Genomic DNA, 15,378 nt, shown 5'->3' on the forward strand with positions numbered 1-15,378 from the left:
GAGTCAAAAGCAATGAGGCTTGAACAAAGTGAAAGCCAGCGTCTTTAGGCGCTGGCTAGTTATTTGGGCTTATAGCCCTGGACCAAACCACCCGTTTGACGGGTGGTTATGATTTTTTAAAGGTGTAATCTTTAGTGATTTTTATTTCTTTGATAGTAATTGTATCACGAGGTTTATCATTCTTATCGACCTGTGTCTTAGCAATTTTATCAACGATCTCCATTCCTGATACAACTTGTCCAAAGACAGTATAACCTCCGTCTAGGCTAGGATTTCCTCCTTTAGTGTAGGCATCAATAATCGGTTGTGGATAATTATCAGATGATAATGACTTACTTTGGTTAGCAGAATTTTGATTAATAAAAAATTGACTGCCATTTGTATCAGGTCCGGCATTTGCCATTGCTAAAGCTCCTCTGATATTGTATAGGTAAGGTGAAATTTCATTAGCAAACCCTTTTCCGTTATCTTTATCAGAATCTTTATCTAGCCAAATAGATTGTCCGCCTGATCCATCTCCTTTAGGATCACCAGCTTGGATCATAAAATCTTTAATAACTCTGTGAAATGTTAAACCATTGTAGTAGCCTTCTTTAGCATGTGTTAAAAAGTTTTCAACAGCAAGAGGTGCTAACTTTGGAAATAATTTAATGGTGATATCCCCTTGGCTTGTTAGTAGTACAACTTCTGCTTGATTTTTATCAAGTTGATCAGTCAATTGAGGGAATTGATCTTTATTAGCTTTCAATGCTTCTTTTAACTGTTTTTGATAGGCTTTTTCTGCCTTGCTACTATTTTCTTGAGCAATTTTATCGTCAACATATTTATCCCCTTTAATAGCTCGATCAATTGTCTGACAGCCAACTAAGGTAGAAAGAAATAAAATGATTAAGCTAAGTGATAGCAGTTTTTTCATAGAGACTCCTTGGCTTTCTTTTCTTTATATTCTACCATATAAAACATAAAGAAAACTAAAAAAATTTAGAAGATCTTTTGAATAAACTTATCTTTATTGAGAGTGGGACGACAAAATCAGTAATTTCTTAGAAATTTGATTTTGTCGTCCCAGCTCCGCAAAGTTGAGTAGGGCTATAAAAGTTGATTTTCAACGTGTTAGAGCCCACTCAACCACTGCGTCATACATATACATCAGCTTACAAAAGAAAAGAAGCTGAGAACTTTTGTCTAAGCTTCATCAGGAAATGGAATGTCACCATTTGTATTTCCATAGTAATTCTCCTACCTATATATTGATAAACTAATAGCAGGAAAATTCCTTAGCTTCCAGTCGAGGAGAATATTAGATAGAAGTGCTTCGTTTATAGCTTTGTGGTATAATGTTTTTATGACTAAAAGAAATCAAAAACGAAAAGGGGCTAAAAGTAAACGCCCTACAAAAGCAGAAATTGAAAAGCAAGCTGCCATTAAGAGAATGCTTTTTTCTGTTCTGACTGCACTTATTCTCATTTTTGCTACAATCCGATTAGGTATATTTGGAATTATGGCCTATAATGTTATCCGTTTCATGGTTGGAAGTTTGGCCTATCTCTTTATTTTTGCATTTCTCGTTTATTTATTTTTCTTTAAATGGCTTCAAAGAAAAGAAGGTGTTATTGCTGGATTTGTCATCCTTTTTTTGGGTCTTTTGATTGAATGGCATGCTTATCTTTTTACATTTGTGGATATGAGAAACAAAGAAATTTTCACAGGGACTGCTCGGTTAATTCTGGGGGACCTCTTACAGTTTAAAGTTCATTCTTTCCTTGGTGGCGGTATGCTTGGAGCCTTACTTTATAAACCAGTCTCATTTCTCTTTTCAAATATTGGCTCATTTTTTATAGGCGCATTAATTATCCTTTTGGGTCTCTTTTTGATGACACCTTGGGACGTCTATGACATTAGTCATTTTGTGAAAGCACAAGTCCAAAAAGCGCTTGATCGCTATCAAACTGCTAAAGAGCTCCGCTATATCAAAAAAGAAGAAAAAGCAAGAGCATTAGAGTTACGTTTGCAAGAAGAGGCTATGCTTGAGAATAATGCATTTACTAAAGCTGTTGACCTTGAGACTGGTGAAATTCTTGAGGGTCTAGATGGTGGTGAGCCTATTTTATCTTCTGAGGAAGTAGCAGCTCCCTTCGTCGAACCTGAAATTATTTCATATGAATCTCATCCTGAGGATTTGGGAATCATTGAAATGGATCAATTTGATGACACGCAAGCTATGTTAGAAAGTTATCCTATTCCGGAGTCAACAAGTCAGCTTGATCAGATTGAGGTTGAGGAAGAGATTTTTGATGATGAGCCGGTTGAGGTAGACTTTGCTCCTAAGGCTAATCTCCTTTATAAGTTGCCAACGATTGATTTATTTGCACCAGATAAACCAAAAAATCAATCGAAAGAGAAGAGTTTGGTACGTAAAAATATAACGGTTTTAGAAGAAACATTTAAAAGTTTTGGGATTGATGTTAAAGTTGAACGTGCAGAAATTGGACCTTCAGTTACAAAATATGAAATTAAGCCAGCAGTAGGTGTTAGAGTAAATCGCATTTCAAATTTAGCTGATGACCTAGCTCTGGCCTTAGCGGCTAAGGATGTTCGGATTGAAGCACCTATTCCAGGAAAATCCTTAGTTGGTATTGAAGTACCAAATTCAGAAATTGCAACAGTTTCATTTCGTGAACTTTGGGAACAATCTCATACGAGTGAAGATAAACTACTTGAAGTTCCTCTTGGTAAAGCTGTTAATGGCATGGCGCGCTCTTTTGATTTAACACGGATGCCTCACCTGCTTGTTGCAGGTTCAACAGGGTCAGGTAAGTCAGTTGCTGTTAATGGGATAATTTCTAGTATTTTGATGAAAGCTAGACCGGATCAAGTCAAATTTTTAATGGTTGATCCCAAAATGGTTGAATTGTCAGTCTATAATGATATTCCCCATCTTTTAATCCCGGTTGTGACTAATCCACGTAAGGCAAGTAAGGCGCTACAGAAAGTAGTAGATGAAATGGAAAATCGCTATGAACTCTTTAGTAAAGTAGGCGTCCGAAATATTGCTGGTTATAATGCCAAAGTAGAAGATTATAATAGCCAATCAGAGCAAAAGCAAATTCCGTTGCCGCTGATTGTTGTTATTGTTGATGAGTTGGCAGACTTGATGATGGTTGCAAGTAAAGAAGTTGAAGATGCCATTATTAGGTTAGGTCAAAAGGCGCGTGCTGCAGGTATTCATATGATTTTGGCGACTCAAAGGCCATCAGTTGATGTCATATCTGGTTTAATTAAAGCTAATGTCCCATCACGTATTGCTTTTGCTGTTTCGTCTGGGACAGACAGTCGGACAATCCTTGATGAAAATGGCGCTGATAAATTACTTGGACGCGGTGATATGTTATTTAAGCCAATTGATGAAAATCACCCAATAAGACTCCAAGGGTCATTTATTTCTGATGATGATGTGGAGAGAATAGTAGGCTTTATCAAAGATCAAGCAGAAGCCGATTATGACGATGCTTTTGATCCAGGTGAAGTAACTGAAAATGATCTGGCTAATGGATCTTCTAGTGATTCAAATGAGGGAGATCCCTTATTTGAAGAAGCAAAAGCACTAGTGTTAGAAACCCAAAAAGCATCTGCATCAATGATTCAAAGACGTTTATCAGTTGGTTTTAACCGAGCGACGCGTCTAATGGATGAATTAGAAGAAGCGGGAGTTATTGGACCAGCAGAAGGAACAAAACCTAGAAAAGTTTTACAGACAAATTAAAACCTTGAGCATAGCTCAAGGTTATTTTTATATGATAAAGATTGCAATAACAAGTAAAAAGTAAGTAAATAAAGTGACTAAAAATCCAATCCGCCAAAATAGTTTAATAAATCTAGGGTAGGTAAATTTTTGAAATTTAATGACTAGTACTAAACAAATGACGATTGATAAAATAGCCATCAAAATTAGATAATAGGGAAGAAAGTTATGAGTGAAAAATTTTCCTGAGACTAAGGCAATATTCAGAATGAATAATAGTAATGCTAAATCAGGGAATTTAATGCCATAACGTCCAAGTTTAAAGCTTGAGACAACGATATATGAAACTATTGGTGTTAAAAGGATAAAGGCGAGTGCCACTAATTTATAGGTTATCATAAAATAATTTTATACTCTTTCATAGATATTGTAAACCATTTCTTTAATCTAGTAATAAGCATGATTGCAACAATAAGACCACTTTCAATAAAAAATGTGAGGTCACTTATGGTTTTTGTTAGAAAAAAGAAGACGCTTATGTTACGATTATTATATAACAAAAATAAGTAAAGGAGAAATATATGGAACAGTTAAATCAATTTCCGCATCCTGACTTACTCGTTGAGGATCGCCAATTTATTACAATTACTATCGATTTAAATCCCTTATCTGCTTATTCTGAAAAAGATGGTATTATTTTAGATAATTATTTAAAAGAAGCCAGTCAATTAACTGACAAATTGGAAAAAGAGTGGCAAAACCAAGTTGCAGAGGTGAAAAATAATGCTCGAACTATCCTAACCGGTAGTGGAAGTCTTGTTTTATACATTACTAAAGATAATTCTTTTTACTATCAAGTTGAAGGTCCAGTTGTGAACGGGATAGTTTTAGGTCCAGCACCATATCTCAAACCATTAATTGAGCAATTCCAATTTACAAGTGAATACCATTTACTTGTTTTAAATCAAGATCAAGCGCGTTTATTTGAACTTGAGATGTCTTCACTGAATGAAATTAAGGATGAAACTTGGCCAATAAGTTTAACACAAGCTTTAGGAGACGAGATTGTTGGTGGTGAATTAAACCACAGTAGCTTTGGTGGTCAGGAAGGGAATGGACAACATAGTTTCCATGGTCATAATGATACTAGTAATGAGAAAGAAATTGACCGTAATAATTTCTTCCGATTTGTGAATGCTTCATTAATCGAGTATTTTGGTCAAGAAGAAAATAATGAAACTATTTTATATGCACTTCCAGAAAATCAGGCTGCTTATCGTGCTATAAATAAATATAAGGGATTAATGGATTCTGGCATTGAACAATCAGCTGCCAAGATTTCAGATGAAGAAATTGCAAAACAAGCTCAAGCATTTATTAGTGGCATAAAAACAAATAATTTATCCGATTTGGTCAATCGTTTTAATGAAACAAGCCTTGAATTTAAAGTAGAAAATAATTTAGAAGAAATCAAAACCTTAGCTTTTGAAAATCGTATTGCTGAGTTATTGATTGTAAAAGATGGTCAAGGTAACTATTTAGTTACAGGCAATGACAATGATAAAGCCATTGACCTTCGTTTAATTGTTGTAGAAGTTTTAAAATCTTCAGGAAAAATTTATGTTATTACTGAAGATGAAGCAGCAGAAGGCTTGACAATTAGTGCTCGCACTCGTTATTAGGTTACCTTATTTCAAAGTCTAAAAAACATGCCAAGAATTATTATCTTGGTGTGTTTTTTTAGATGTTACTAAAGTAATTTTTCCCACATTGTAAAATGAAGTGCGACAGAAAAGACATGTTCATCTGATATACTAAAGTCGCCAAACAAAGTATAAAGGAAAAGAAGAACATGTCCACTCACTATTCTACCACAAAACAGTCATATCACCACCTCTCAGAAGCAGAACGTGGAAAAATCGAAGCTTATCTTTCATATGCTAAATTTCAAGTTCAAGTTAGCCAGCCAAGAAAAACTCTTTCGGAGATTTGTAACCTAGTATTTTTTTAGGATAGTTATTTATCCAATTTTCAATGAATGCGACCTGTTTTGGGGTCGCATTCTTGCTTCCCTTAGGTAACCAGCGGCGAATGAGTCTATTATGGTTTTCATTTGTTCCTCGCTCCCATGAGGCGTAAGGATGTGCATAATAGATGTGTTCAGGGTCAAAAACCTCAGCTAAGCGACTGAATTCCGTTCCGTTATCTGCTGTGATTGAGTTAATGTGATACTCTTGTAGGATTGTCCTCAAAGCTTGATTTACCGAATAAGCCGATTTATCAGGAATAAGCCGAATGATTTGAAACCGACTCTTTCTGTCGGTTAACGTCAATAAACACTCGTTTTTAGCTCTCGTCTGAATAACGGTATCAATCTCAAAATCGCCTATATTCTCTCGCTTGTTAATACTTTCTGGTCGTTCTTCAATAGACTTGCCGACAGGCTTAAAGTTAGGGCTAGCTTCTTTCTTTTTAGTCCTTTTTCGTCTAGGATAAAGCAGTGCTTCTTCAGTAATGCCAAGATGTCCGTGATGGATCCAGTAGTAAATTGTCGAGATGGGGGCATCCACACCTTTGGTTTTAACCATCATTTCAGGCGAAAGCTTCTGGTTCATATAATGCAAAATCTTTTCTTTAAGTTCCTTGGTGAGAGAAACTTTCTTAACAGAGCGTTTACGGTTATTGTCATAGATGTTTTGTGCAAAGTTAGCTGAGTAAACTAGCTCATACTTTCCCTTACGGATTAGCTGCCTAACTTGCCCATGCTTGACTTCATTGTTAATGGTTTGAGGAGCTTTAGCTAATCTTCTCGCCATTTCGCGATTGGATTTTCCTTCTTTAAGCCAACGTTCAATCATTTGACGCTCGGCTAGTGTTAATTGTTTTCCTTTTGGTGTATAATAGTTTTGCATCTCAGAGACCTTCCAATTGTTGTTGTGGTAGATTACAATTATATCTCTCTGAGATGTTTTTTGATACCCTTAAGTGGCTAACTTCATTTTAGAACTTTCAAATCACTTTTGATACAATTTTTTTAATAAATCACTCTAAAGTCTTGATTTTTTTTATAAAGTAGGTATAATGGTAGGGTATGCTATTTGCATATCTGTGGGAGGTAAAAATCTTAATTACCGCCAAAACCACAACAGGAGGATTTTAACATGGCTAAAAAAGTCGAAAAACTTGTAAAACTTCAAATCCCTGCTGGTAAAGCAACTCCAGCTCCACCAGTTGGACCAGCTCTTGGTCAAGCAGGTATTAACATCATGGGATTCACTAAAGAATTTAATGCTCGTACAGCTGATCAAGCTGGTATGATCATCCCAGTTGTTATCTCAGTTTATGAAGATAAATCATTTGATTTCATTACTAAAACACCACCAGCTGCTGTTCTTTTGAAAAAAGCTGCAGGTGTTGAAAAAGGATCAGGTACACCTAACAAAACTAAAGTTGCAACAGTTACTCGTGCACAAGTACAAGAAATTGCTGAAACTAAAATGCCAGATTTAAACGCTGCAAACATTGAGTCTGCAATGCGTATGATCGAAGGTACTGCTCGTTCTATGGGATTCACAATCGCTGAATAATCAGTAACTATCCCTATTACCCGCACGACTTCATCATAGTTTGATGAGTGACGTGGGAGATTTTAAATCAAATCGATATGACCACATTACAAGGAGAATTTTAAAATGGCTAAAAAAAGCAAACAATTGCGTGCAGCACTTGAAAAAATTGATAGCACAAAAGCGTACAGTGTAGAAGAAGCTGTAGCACTAATTAAAGAAACTAACTTCGCAAAATTTGATGCATCTGTGGAAGTTGCATATAACTTGAACATTGATGTTCGTAAAGCTGACCAACAAATCCGTGGTGCAATGGTATTGCCAAATGGAACTGGTAAAACACAACGTGTACTTGTTTTTGCACGTGGTGCTAAAGCTGAAGAAGCAAAAGCTGCTGGAGCAGACTTCGTAGGTGAAGATGATTTAGTTGCTAAAATCAATGGCGGATGGCTTGATTTTGATGTTGTTATTGCAACACCAGACATGATGGCTATCGTTGGACGTCTTGGACGTGTCCTTGGACCTCGTAACTTGATGCCAAACCCTAAAACTGGTACTGTAACTATGGATGTTACAAAAGCAGTTGAAGAATCAAAAGGTGGTAAAATCACTTACCGTGCAGACAAAGCTGGTAACGTACAAGCTATCATTGGTAAAGTATCGTTCGATGCTGATAAATTAGTTGAAAACTTCAAAGCATTTAACGATGTTATGGTTAAAGCTAAACCTTCAACAGCAAAAGGAACTTACATGACTAATGTTTCTATCACATCTACTCAAGGTGTTGGTATTAAAGTTGACCCTTCAACAATGTAATTAATCAAAGCTATCTTCGGATAGCTTTTTTTGATTAAAAATTTAATGATTTTAGGGAGAAAAAATGATAAAAGCGAACAAAACTGATTTTTATGAAAAAATTGCTGCACTTTACAATTTACCAGAAGGGATTATTTCTGATCAGCTTCGAAAAATCTTACTCGAAAATGCTAAGCGCTTAGAAACAGAAGAGAATCTTTATATCTTAGCAGATCATTTAGGGCGTTTTGTAATGGCAGAAATGATAGCTCTAACCTGCTCTTCACCAAAGGAATTAGTCGACTTATCTAGATATATCATTGAATTACAAAAGACTTATCGGCTTTTTTCACTTGGATTAACTAAGATAGACTAACTTAATTGGCTTTTATACTATTTAGAAAGTAATTTTTACTTGTGGGCTGATATAGAACTGTCAAAAAAGTAATTTTTATGATAGAATAGTAAAGACAAATTAAGGAGAAAAGTAAATTGGAACCAAAATATCAACGTATATTAATCAAGCTTTCGGGGGAAGCACTTGCTGGTGATAAAGGTGTTGGAATTGATATCTCAACAGTTCAACTTATTGCTAAAGAAATTGCTGAAGTTCATGCTTCTGGAGTTGAAATTGCTTTAGTTATTGGCGGAGGTAACCTCTGGAGAGGTGAACCTGCAGCAGAAGCAGGAATGGATCGTGTTCAAGCAGATTACACAGGTATGTTAGGAACAGTAATGAATGCTTTAGTAATGGCTGATAGCTTGCAACATTTTGGTGTTGATACCCGTGTTCAAACTGCAATTCCTATGCAAAATGTGGCAGAACCTTATATTCGTGGTCGCGCCTTAAGACATTTAGAAAAAGGTCGTATTGTTGTCTTTGGTGCAGGAATCGGTTCACCTTACTTTTCAACAGATACCACAGCAGCTCTTCGTGCAGCTGAAATTGAAGCAGATGCAATTTTAATGGCTAAAAATGGTGTTGATGGGGTCTACAATGCTGATCCAAGAAAAGATGCGAATGCTGTTAAGTTTGATGAACTAACTCATGGTGAAGTAATCAAGCGCGGATTGAAAATCATGGATGCTACTGCATCAACATTATCAATGGATAATGATATTGATTTGGTTGTCTTTAATATGAATGAAGCTGGTAATATTAAACGTGTTGTTTTTGGAGAACATATTGGTACAACCGTTTCTAATAAATCAGTAGACTAATATCAGAATAGAACATAAGTTACAAGGAGTTATAAAAATGACAAATGCTATTATCGAGAAAGCGAATGAACGTTTTCAACAGTCACATCAATCATTATCACGTGAATATGCAGGAATCCGTGCAGGCCGTGCTAATGCAAGTCTTTTAGACCGTATTCAAGTTGAATATTATGGTGCACCAACACCACTTAATCAATTAGCTTCAATTACAGTTCCAGAAGCACGAGTTTTACTCATCTCTCCATTTGATAAGTCTTCAATTAAGGATATTGAACGTGCTATTAATGCTTCTGATTTAGGAATCACACCTGCAAATGATGGTTCAGTCATTCGTCTTGTTATTCCGGCTTTAACTGAAGAAACACGTAAAGAACTGGCTAAAGAAGTGAAAAAAGTTGGTGAACAGTCTAAAATTGCTATCCGTAATATCCGTCGTGATGCAATGGATGAGGCTAAAAAACAAGAAAAAGCAAAAGAAATCACTGAAGATGAATTAAAAACATTGGAAAAAGATATTCAAAAAGCTACAGATGATGCTATCAAGCACATCGATCAAATGACAGCTAACAAAGAAAAAGAATTGTTAGAAGTTTAAATGTAATTAAAGATATGGAGGTAGGTAGCAATTTCAGAAGCAGTTGTTTTTGACTTGTGCCTACTTTTTTAAAGGTATAAATATGAATGAATTATTAGCAACACAAATTACGGGTTTGGTCAGAGAAGAAAATGACAAGGCCTATTTTATCCAAAAAGATGGTTTTATCTTTACACTTTCCAAAGAAGAAGGTCAGCATCAGATAGGAGATATGGTAACTGGCTTTGCCTATCCAGATATGAAACAAAAGCTGCGTTTGACAACAAAAGATATCAAGTCTCGTAGGGATTCTTATGGTTGGGGTGAAGTGACAGATGTTCGTCGTGACTTAGGTGTTTTCGTCAACACAGGGATTCCAAACAAAGAAATTGCTGTTTCTTTAGATCTGTTACCAGATATGAAGGAATTGTGGCCTAAAAAGGGAGACAAGCTATACATTACCATTACAGTAGATAATAAAGATCGTCTCTGGGGTATCCCAGCACAACCAGAAATATTCCAGGAAATGGCAGATCCGGCCTATGATAATATGCAAAATCAAAACTGGCCAGCAATCGTTTACCGATTGAAATTATCTGGTACCTTTGTTTACTTGCCAGAAAATAACATGCTTGGTTTTATCCATCCTAATGAACGTTATTCTGAACCTCGCCTAGGGCAGGTATTAGATGCTCGTGTTGTTGGGTTTAGAGAAGTTGATCGTACCTTGAATTTATCAATCAAACCAAGGTCATTTGAAATGTTAGAAAACGATGCACAAATGATTGTGACCTACTTAGAGTCTAATGGTGGATTTATGACCTTAAATGATAAATCAGCACCAGAGGACATTAAGGCAACTTTTGGTATTTCAAAAGGGCAATTTAAAAAAGCTCTAGGCGGTTTGATGAAAGCAAAACGGATCAAACAAGATGCTACAGGAACAGAATTAATTTAAGGAAAAAGTTTTGCCTCAGGCAAGCTTTTTTGTTACAATGAGGAAAATAAAATTTGAGGATAAACAAATGGAAGAAAATTTAGAACGTGCTATCTTTGCTGGCGGTTGTTTCTGGTGTATGGTTCAACCTTTTGAAGAAATGAACGGGATTCTCTCGGTTAGAAGTGGTTACACAGGTGGCCATGTGGTAAATCCTACATATGAAGAGGTTTGTAATCAACAATCAGGACATACTGAAGCAGTAGAAATTATTTTTGATCCAACTGTCATTAGTTACTCAGAACTTTTGGAGCTTTATTGGGCACAAACAGACCCAACAGATGCTTTTGGCCAGTTTGAAGATCGTGGAGATAATTATCGCCCCGTCATTTTTTATACGTCAGAACTGCAAAAGCAATTAGCAGAGCAATCTAAGGAGCAATTAGCTGATTCAGGTCGCTTTGATCAGCCTATTGTGACACAAATTGAAAAGGCTCTGCCTTTTTACCCAGCCGAAGACTACCATCAAGCTTTTTATAGAAAGAATCCAGCCAGGTATGCTGCAAGTAGTCGGATTCGACATGACTTTTTAGAGAAACATTGGCAGTAAGATTAAGGAGAGAATTACTTGCGAAAATCATTTTATACTTGGTTAATGACCCAAAGAAACCCAAAATCTAATGCTCCAGAAGCTATTTTAGCAGATTTAGCTTTCGAGGATACGACTTTTCCAAAACACACTGATGACTTTGATATCATCAGTAGCTACTTGGAAGATCAAGCTAGTTTCTCCTTTAATTTGGGACAGTTTGATCAAATTTGGGATGACTATCTAGCCCATTAATCTTATCTTGTGACTATTTGGAGAAGTCTGGGACAAAATGTTCTGAGTCTCATTTTTTTTATAGATTTATGTATGTAACGCAGTGGTTGAGTGGGCTCTAATACGTTGAAAATCAACTTTTACAGCCCTACTCAACTTTGCGGAGGTGGGACGATAAAATCAAATTTCTAAGAAATTACTGATTTTTTATACGTAAACTCCAAAAAGTACACAACCCCTCTCCCTATGATATAATCAAGTTGAAAAATTTTATTTGATTGTTAGCTCGTCTCTAACAATCTTTTTTGTTGGCAATATTCCGTATAAGTTAAATTGTTGGCAATCAAGAAATAAGCAAGTTTTAAGAGATGTTGACCAATGGGACTTCCTTTCTGTCGTCTAGCCGCATTGACTGCCTGGCAGAGACATTTCTTTAAGTAGGCATTGCCATGTCGAATTTTAGTGCTACGCTTTTTACCAGCACTTTCATTATTTCCGGGACACAGACCCGCCCAAGAAGCCAGATGGCCTGGAGTCGGAAATTGACTCATGTCCCCCCCGACCTCAGCTATAAAGACAGAGGCTGTTATCCGATCAATTCCTGGAATGCTATCTAAAATATTTAGTTGACGCTCATATTGTTCTAAATAAGTGTCTATCCGATGCTCTAATATTTCAATTTGTTGGGTGTAGAAGTCGTAAATCTCTAAGGATTGCCCTAACATAAAGCGATGATGTGCCGAGAAATCCCCCTCTAAGGCTAACTGGAGTTGCGGAACCTTCTTCTTGAGAGAAGTATAAACATTTTCTTTGATAATAGTGGGCGTTATGACTTCTTCATGGATCAAGAGATTCATCAGATTCCTACCAGAGGCTCCCATAACATCTTCTATGTAAGTGGTCAATTTCATACCACCAGATTGAAGAATGTTATGGATTCGATTGACCTCTCTATTTCGATTTTCTACTTGGTGTTTACGTTGCCGTGTTAACTCACGGAGTTCTTGAATGGTTTCATCGGGTACAAAACTCTTTGGCAGGAGACCTATTCGAGTCAGTTTGGCAATCGAACGGGCATCTTTCTTATCGGTCTTTTGTCCTTTGATATTTTTCATATGAGCAGGATTGGCTAGAATGAGCTCAAAGTTATCGACAAGGGCATGCCAGACTGGCTTCCAATAGACACCTGTACTTTCCATTCCGGAAGCCTGTACCTTTAATGAGAGAAGAAAATCTCGACATTCAGATAGACCTGCACTTGTTGTGTCAAAACGCCTCTCCTCACACTTTGGACGAGTGGATGTGAGGGAACCGTGTAAGACACAGACCGCAATCATGGCTTGATGAACATCAATACCAGCACAAGATTCATAGATAATATCCATGATTCAGCCTCCTTTATAGGAAATACGGGGACTTATCTACCTAATAGTATCGTATTTTTATACTCATGCCGAGAGGCTATATTTTGGGGTGCTCGTAGGTAGAGTGGATTAGTTTGTTCCTCGATTGAATAGAAACAATCAATAAAATATCAACCACAAAGCCCTCACTAGGATTATATACCTAATGAGGGCTTTTGTCTTAGTTTTCATTATTTTGTGGGTGAGGACAAAGTCCTCATAGGTGTTTGTCCCATTCTCTTTTTAGTATAGTGACGATAAAAATTAGACAGTTTTTAAAAAACGTCTAAAAAGTGCCAAAAAATCTATTTTTTAATAGCTTCACATTTTTTTAAGTTGTAAAATGAAGGTGTTTTAAATAACTCACATTCTTATAAGTTAAGGAGGACTACATATGTATTATAGTAGTGGAAATTTTGAAGCTTTTGCACGTCCGAGGAAACCTGAAGGAGTAGATGGTAAATCGGCATATATTGTGGGATCTGGGTTAGCTGGACTAGCAGCAGCTGTTTTTCTCATCCGTGATGGTCACATGTCTGGTGAAAAGATTCATATTTTAGAAGAATTACCATTATCTGGCGGATCACTGGATGGTATCAAAAGACCAGAACTTGGTTTTGTGACACGCGGTGGTCGTGAAATGGAAAACCATTTTGAATGTATGTGGGATATGTATCGGTCTATTCCATCATTAGAGATTCCTGGTGCATCTTATTTGGATGAATTTTATTGGTTAGACAAAGATGATCCTAACTCTTCTAATTGTCGCTTAATTCATAATAGAGGAAATCGTGTAGAAGATGATGGGCAATTTACGCTTGGAAAACAGTCTAATGAACTTGTAAAATTGATATTACAAACAGAAGAATCCTTGGGTAAACAAACGATTGAAGATGTCTTTTCTAAGGAATTTTTTGAAAGTAACTTTTGGGCATACTGGGCAACCATGTTTGCTTTTGAAAAATGGCATTCAGCGATTGAAATGCGTCGTTATGCGATGCGCTTTATTCATCATATTGGTGGACTACCAGATTTCACTTCCTTAAAATTTAACAAATATAATCAATATGATTCTATGGTTAAACCCATTATTGCATACTTGGAATCACATCATGTTGACATTCAGTTTGACACCAAGGTTAATAATGTTGTTGTAGATTTCAAAGCTGGTAAAAAAGTAGCTAAAAGCTTGCAATTAACCGTGGCTGGCCAAGGAAAATTAATTGAATTAACAGAAGATGATTTGGTCTTCGTAACGAATGGATCTATTACTGAAAGTAGCACATACGGTAGTCATCATAGTGTTGCAAAAGCAAATAAAGATTTAGGGGGCTCTTGGAATCTTTGGGAAAATATGGCTGCGCAGTCCGAAGAATTTGGTCGTCCAAAAGTCTTTTATAACGATTTACCAGCAGAAAGTTGGTTTATTTCTGCCACTGCAACTATCAAAGCCCCAGCTATAGAACCCTATATAGAACGGTTAACCAATCGTGACTTGCATGATGGTAAGGTAAATACTGGTGGTATTGTTACAATTAAAGATTCAAATTGGATGATGAGCTTTGCTATTCATCGTCAACCACACTTTAAAGAACAAAAGGATAATGAAACAATTGTTTGGATTTATGGTCTCTACTCTAATATCGAAGGCAATTATGTTCATAAGAAAATTGAGGAATGTACAGGTCAAGAGATCACAGAAGAATGGCTCTATCATTTAGGTGTACCAGTTGAAAAAATTGCCACTTTAGCTGGTCAAGATTATATTAATACTATTCCTGTTTACATGCCTTATATTACGACATATTTTATGCCACGTGTGATGGGGGATCGTCCGAAAGTAATCCCTGATGGTTCAGTCAATTTAGCCTTTATTGGTAACTATGCAGAATCACCAACACGTGATACCGTCTTTACGACAGAATATTCTATTAGAACAGCTATGGAAGCTGTTTATAGTTTACTAGATGTGGAAAGAGGTATTCCGGAAGTCTTTAATTCTGCATATGATATTCGTGAATTATTAAAAGCCCTTTATTACCTTAATGATAAGAAACCCCTTGATAAACTTGATTTGCCAATACCAGGCCTCATTGAAAAAATAGGACGCAAAAAAATTAAAGGCACCTATGTAGAAGAATTACTAAAAGAAGCACATTTAATATAAATTGACATCCCAAATTTGGGATGTTCAGAACGAAGACAAACTAGTGAAGTTGCTAGTTTGTTTTTTCTTGTCTAGTCTTAATTTCTCTAAAATCTGATAAATTATGCTATTTAAGCCAAAATAAAAAGGCCTTCATGCCATCATTTTAAC

At 36.3% G+C, this 15,378-nt stretch carries 14 protein-coding genes and 3 pseudogenes; 13 read left to right on the forward strand and 4 right to left on the reverse strand.

What is annotated here, in order from left to right:
• Window positions 1–106: 106 nt before the first annotated feature.
• Complete coding sequence (locus tag ACVRZD_RS06620; RefSeq protein WP_037627634.1) at window positions 107–916, reverse strand: peptidylprolyl isomerase; 810 nt, start codon at window positions 914–916, stop codon at window positions 107–109.
• Between the two features lie 429 nt (window positions 917–1,345).
• Here ACVRZD_RS06620 and ACVRZD_RS06625 point away from each other — a divergent pair.
• A pseudogene (locus ACVRZD_RS06625) lies at window positions 1,346–2,180 on the forward strand (cell division protein FtsK); the annotation flags it as partial.
• Window positions 2,181–2,284: 104 nt separating this feature from the next.
• A pseudogene (locus ACVRZD_RS06630) lies at window positions 2,285–3,763 on the forward strand (DNA translocase FtsK); the annotation flags it as partial.
• A 27-nt stretch (window positions 3,764–3,790) separates the two neighbouring features.
• On the opposite strand, the gene ACVRZD_RS06635 reads toward ACVRZD_RS06630, so the two are convergent.
• On the reverse strand, window positions 3,791–4,141 hold the full coding sequence (locus tag ACVRZD_RS06635) for a DUF3397 domain-containing protein (protein WP_037627632.1): 351 nt from the start codon (window positions 4,139–4,141) through the stop codon (window positions 3,791–3,793).
• 182 nt (window positions 4,142–4,323) lie between these two features.
• Between ACVRZD_RS06635 and ACVRZD_RS06640 the strand changes: the two genes are divergently transcribed.
• Both ACVRZD_RS06640 and ACVRZD_RS06645 read left to right on the forward strand, forming a co-directional pair.
• Complete coding sequence (locus ACVRZD_RS06640; RefSeq protein WP_037627630.1) at window positions 4,324–5,424, forward strand: baeRF6 domain-containing protein; 1,101 nt, start codon at window positions 4,324–4,326, stop codon at window positions 5,422–5,424.
• 170 nt (window positions 5,425–5,594) lie between these two features.
• A pseudogene (locus ACVRZD_RS06645) lies at window positions 5,595–5,678 on the forward strand (helix-turn-helix domain containing protein); the annotation flags it as partial.
• Between the two features lie 22 nt (window positions 5,679–5,700).
• Here ACVRZD_RS06645 and ACVRZD_RS06650 read toward each other — a convergent pair.
• Window positions 5,701–6,654 carry an IS30 family transposase gene (locus ACVRZD_RS06650; RefSeq protein WP_447450370.1) on the reverse strand — a complete coding sequence of 318 codons (954 nt, stop codon included), beginning with the start codon at window positions 6,652–6,654 and terminating at the stop codon, window positions 5,701–5,703.
• A gap of 249 nt (window positions 6,655–6,903) precedes the next feature.
• Here ACVRZD_RS06650 and rplK point away from each other — a divergent pair, with 249 nt between their 5' ends.
• From rplK to ACVRZD_RS06690, 8 genes are all read left to right on the forward strand, one after another.
• On the forward strand, window positions 6,904–7,329 hold the full coding sequence (gene rplK, locus ACVRZD_RS06655; RefSeq protein WP_037627592.1) for a 50S ribosomal protein L11: 426 nt from the start codon (window positions 6,904–6,906) through the stop codon (window positions 7,327–7,329).
• A 105-nt stretch (window positions 7,330–7,434) separates the two neighbouring features.
• Complete coding sequence (rplA, locus tag ACVRZD_RS06660; RefSeq protein ID WP_447450371.1) at window positions 7,435–8,124, forward strand: 50S ribosomal protein L1; 690 nt, start codon at window positions 7,435–7,437, stop codon at window positions 8,122–8,124.
• A gap of 64 nt (window positions 8,125–8,188) precedes the next feature.
• Entirely contained in the window at window positions 8,189–8,479 is a 291-nt protein-coding gene (locus ACVRZD_RS06665; protein ID WP_037627595.1) for an RNA-binding protein, read from the forward strand.
• Window positions 8,480–8,595: 116 nt separating this feature from the next.
• A complete protein-coding gene (pyrH, locus tag ACVRZD_RS06670; protein ID WP_037627598.1) occupies window positions 8,596–9,324 on the forward strand; it encodes a UMP kinase in 729 nt (242 codons plus the stop codon).
• A 37-nt stretch (window positions 9,325–9,361) separates the two neighbouring features.
• Window positions 9,362–9,919, forward strand: a complete 558-nt coding sequence (gene frr / locus ACVRZD_RS06675) for a ribosome recycling factor (protein WP_037627600.1) — start codon at window positions 9,362–9,364, stop codon at window positions 9,917–9,919.
• Window positions 9,920–10,001: 82 nt separating this feature from the next.
• On the forward strand, window positions 10,002–10,856 hold the full coding sequence (locus tag ACVRZD_RS06680; protein WP_447450372.1) for a CvfB family protein: 855 nt from the start codon (window positions 10,002–10,004) through the stop codon (window positions 10,854–10,856).
• Between the two features lie 67 nt (window positions 10,857–10,923).
• Window positions 10,924–11,445 carry a peptide-methionine (S)-S-oxide reductase MsrA gene (gene msrA, locus ACVRZD_RS06685; RefSeq protein ID WP_037627606.1) on the forward strand — a complete coding sequence of 174 codons (522 nt, stop codon included), beginning with the start codon at window positions 10,924–10,926 and terminating at the stop codon, window positions 11,443–11,445.
• A gap of 18 nt (window positions 11,446–11,463) precedes the next feature.
• Window positions 11,464–11,679 carry a YozE family protein gene (locus ACVRZD_RS06690; protein ID WP_037627602.1) on the forward strand — a complete coding sequence of 72 codons (216 nt, stop codon included), beginning with the start codon at window positions 11,464–11,466 and terminating at the stop codon, window positions 11,677–11,679.
• Between the two features lie 260 nt (window positions 11,680–11,939).
• On the opposite strand, the gene ACVRZD_RS06695 is transcribed toward ACVRZD_RS06690, so the two are convergent.
• Complete coding sequence (locus ACVRZD_RS06695; RefSeq protein WP_447450373.1) at window positions 11,940–13,043, reverse strand: IS110 family RNA-guided transposase; 1,104 nt, start codon at window positions 13,041–13,043, stop codon at window positions 11,940–11,942.
• A 412-nt stretch (window positions 13,044–13,455) separates the two neighbouring features.
• Between ACVRZD_RS06695 and ACVRZD_RS06700 the strand changes: the two genes are divergently transcribed.
• A complete protein-coding gene (locus tag ACVRZD_RS06700) occupies window positions 13,456–15,228 on the forward strand; it encodes an oleate hydratase (RefSeq protein WP_037627604.1) in 1,773 nt (590 codons plus the stop codon).
• Window positions 15,229–15,378: the final 150 nt, after the last annotated feature.

The sequence above is a fragment of the Streptococcus hongkongensis genome, assembly GCF_053206145.1.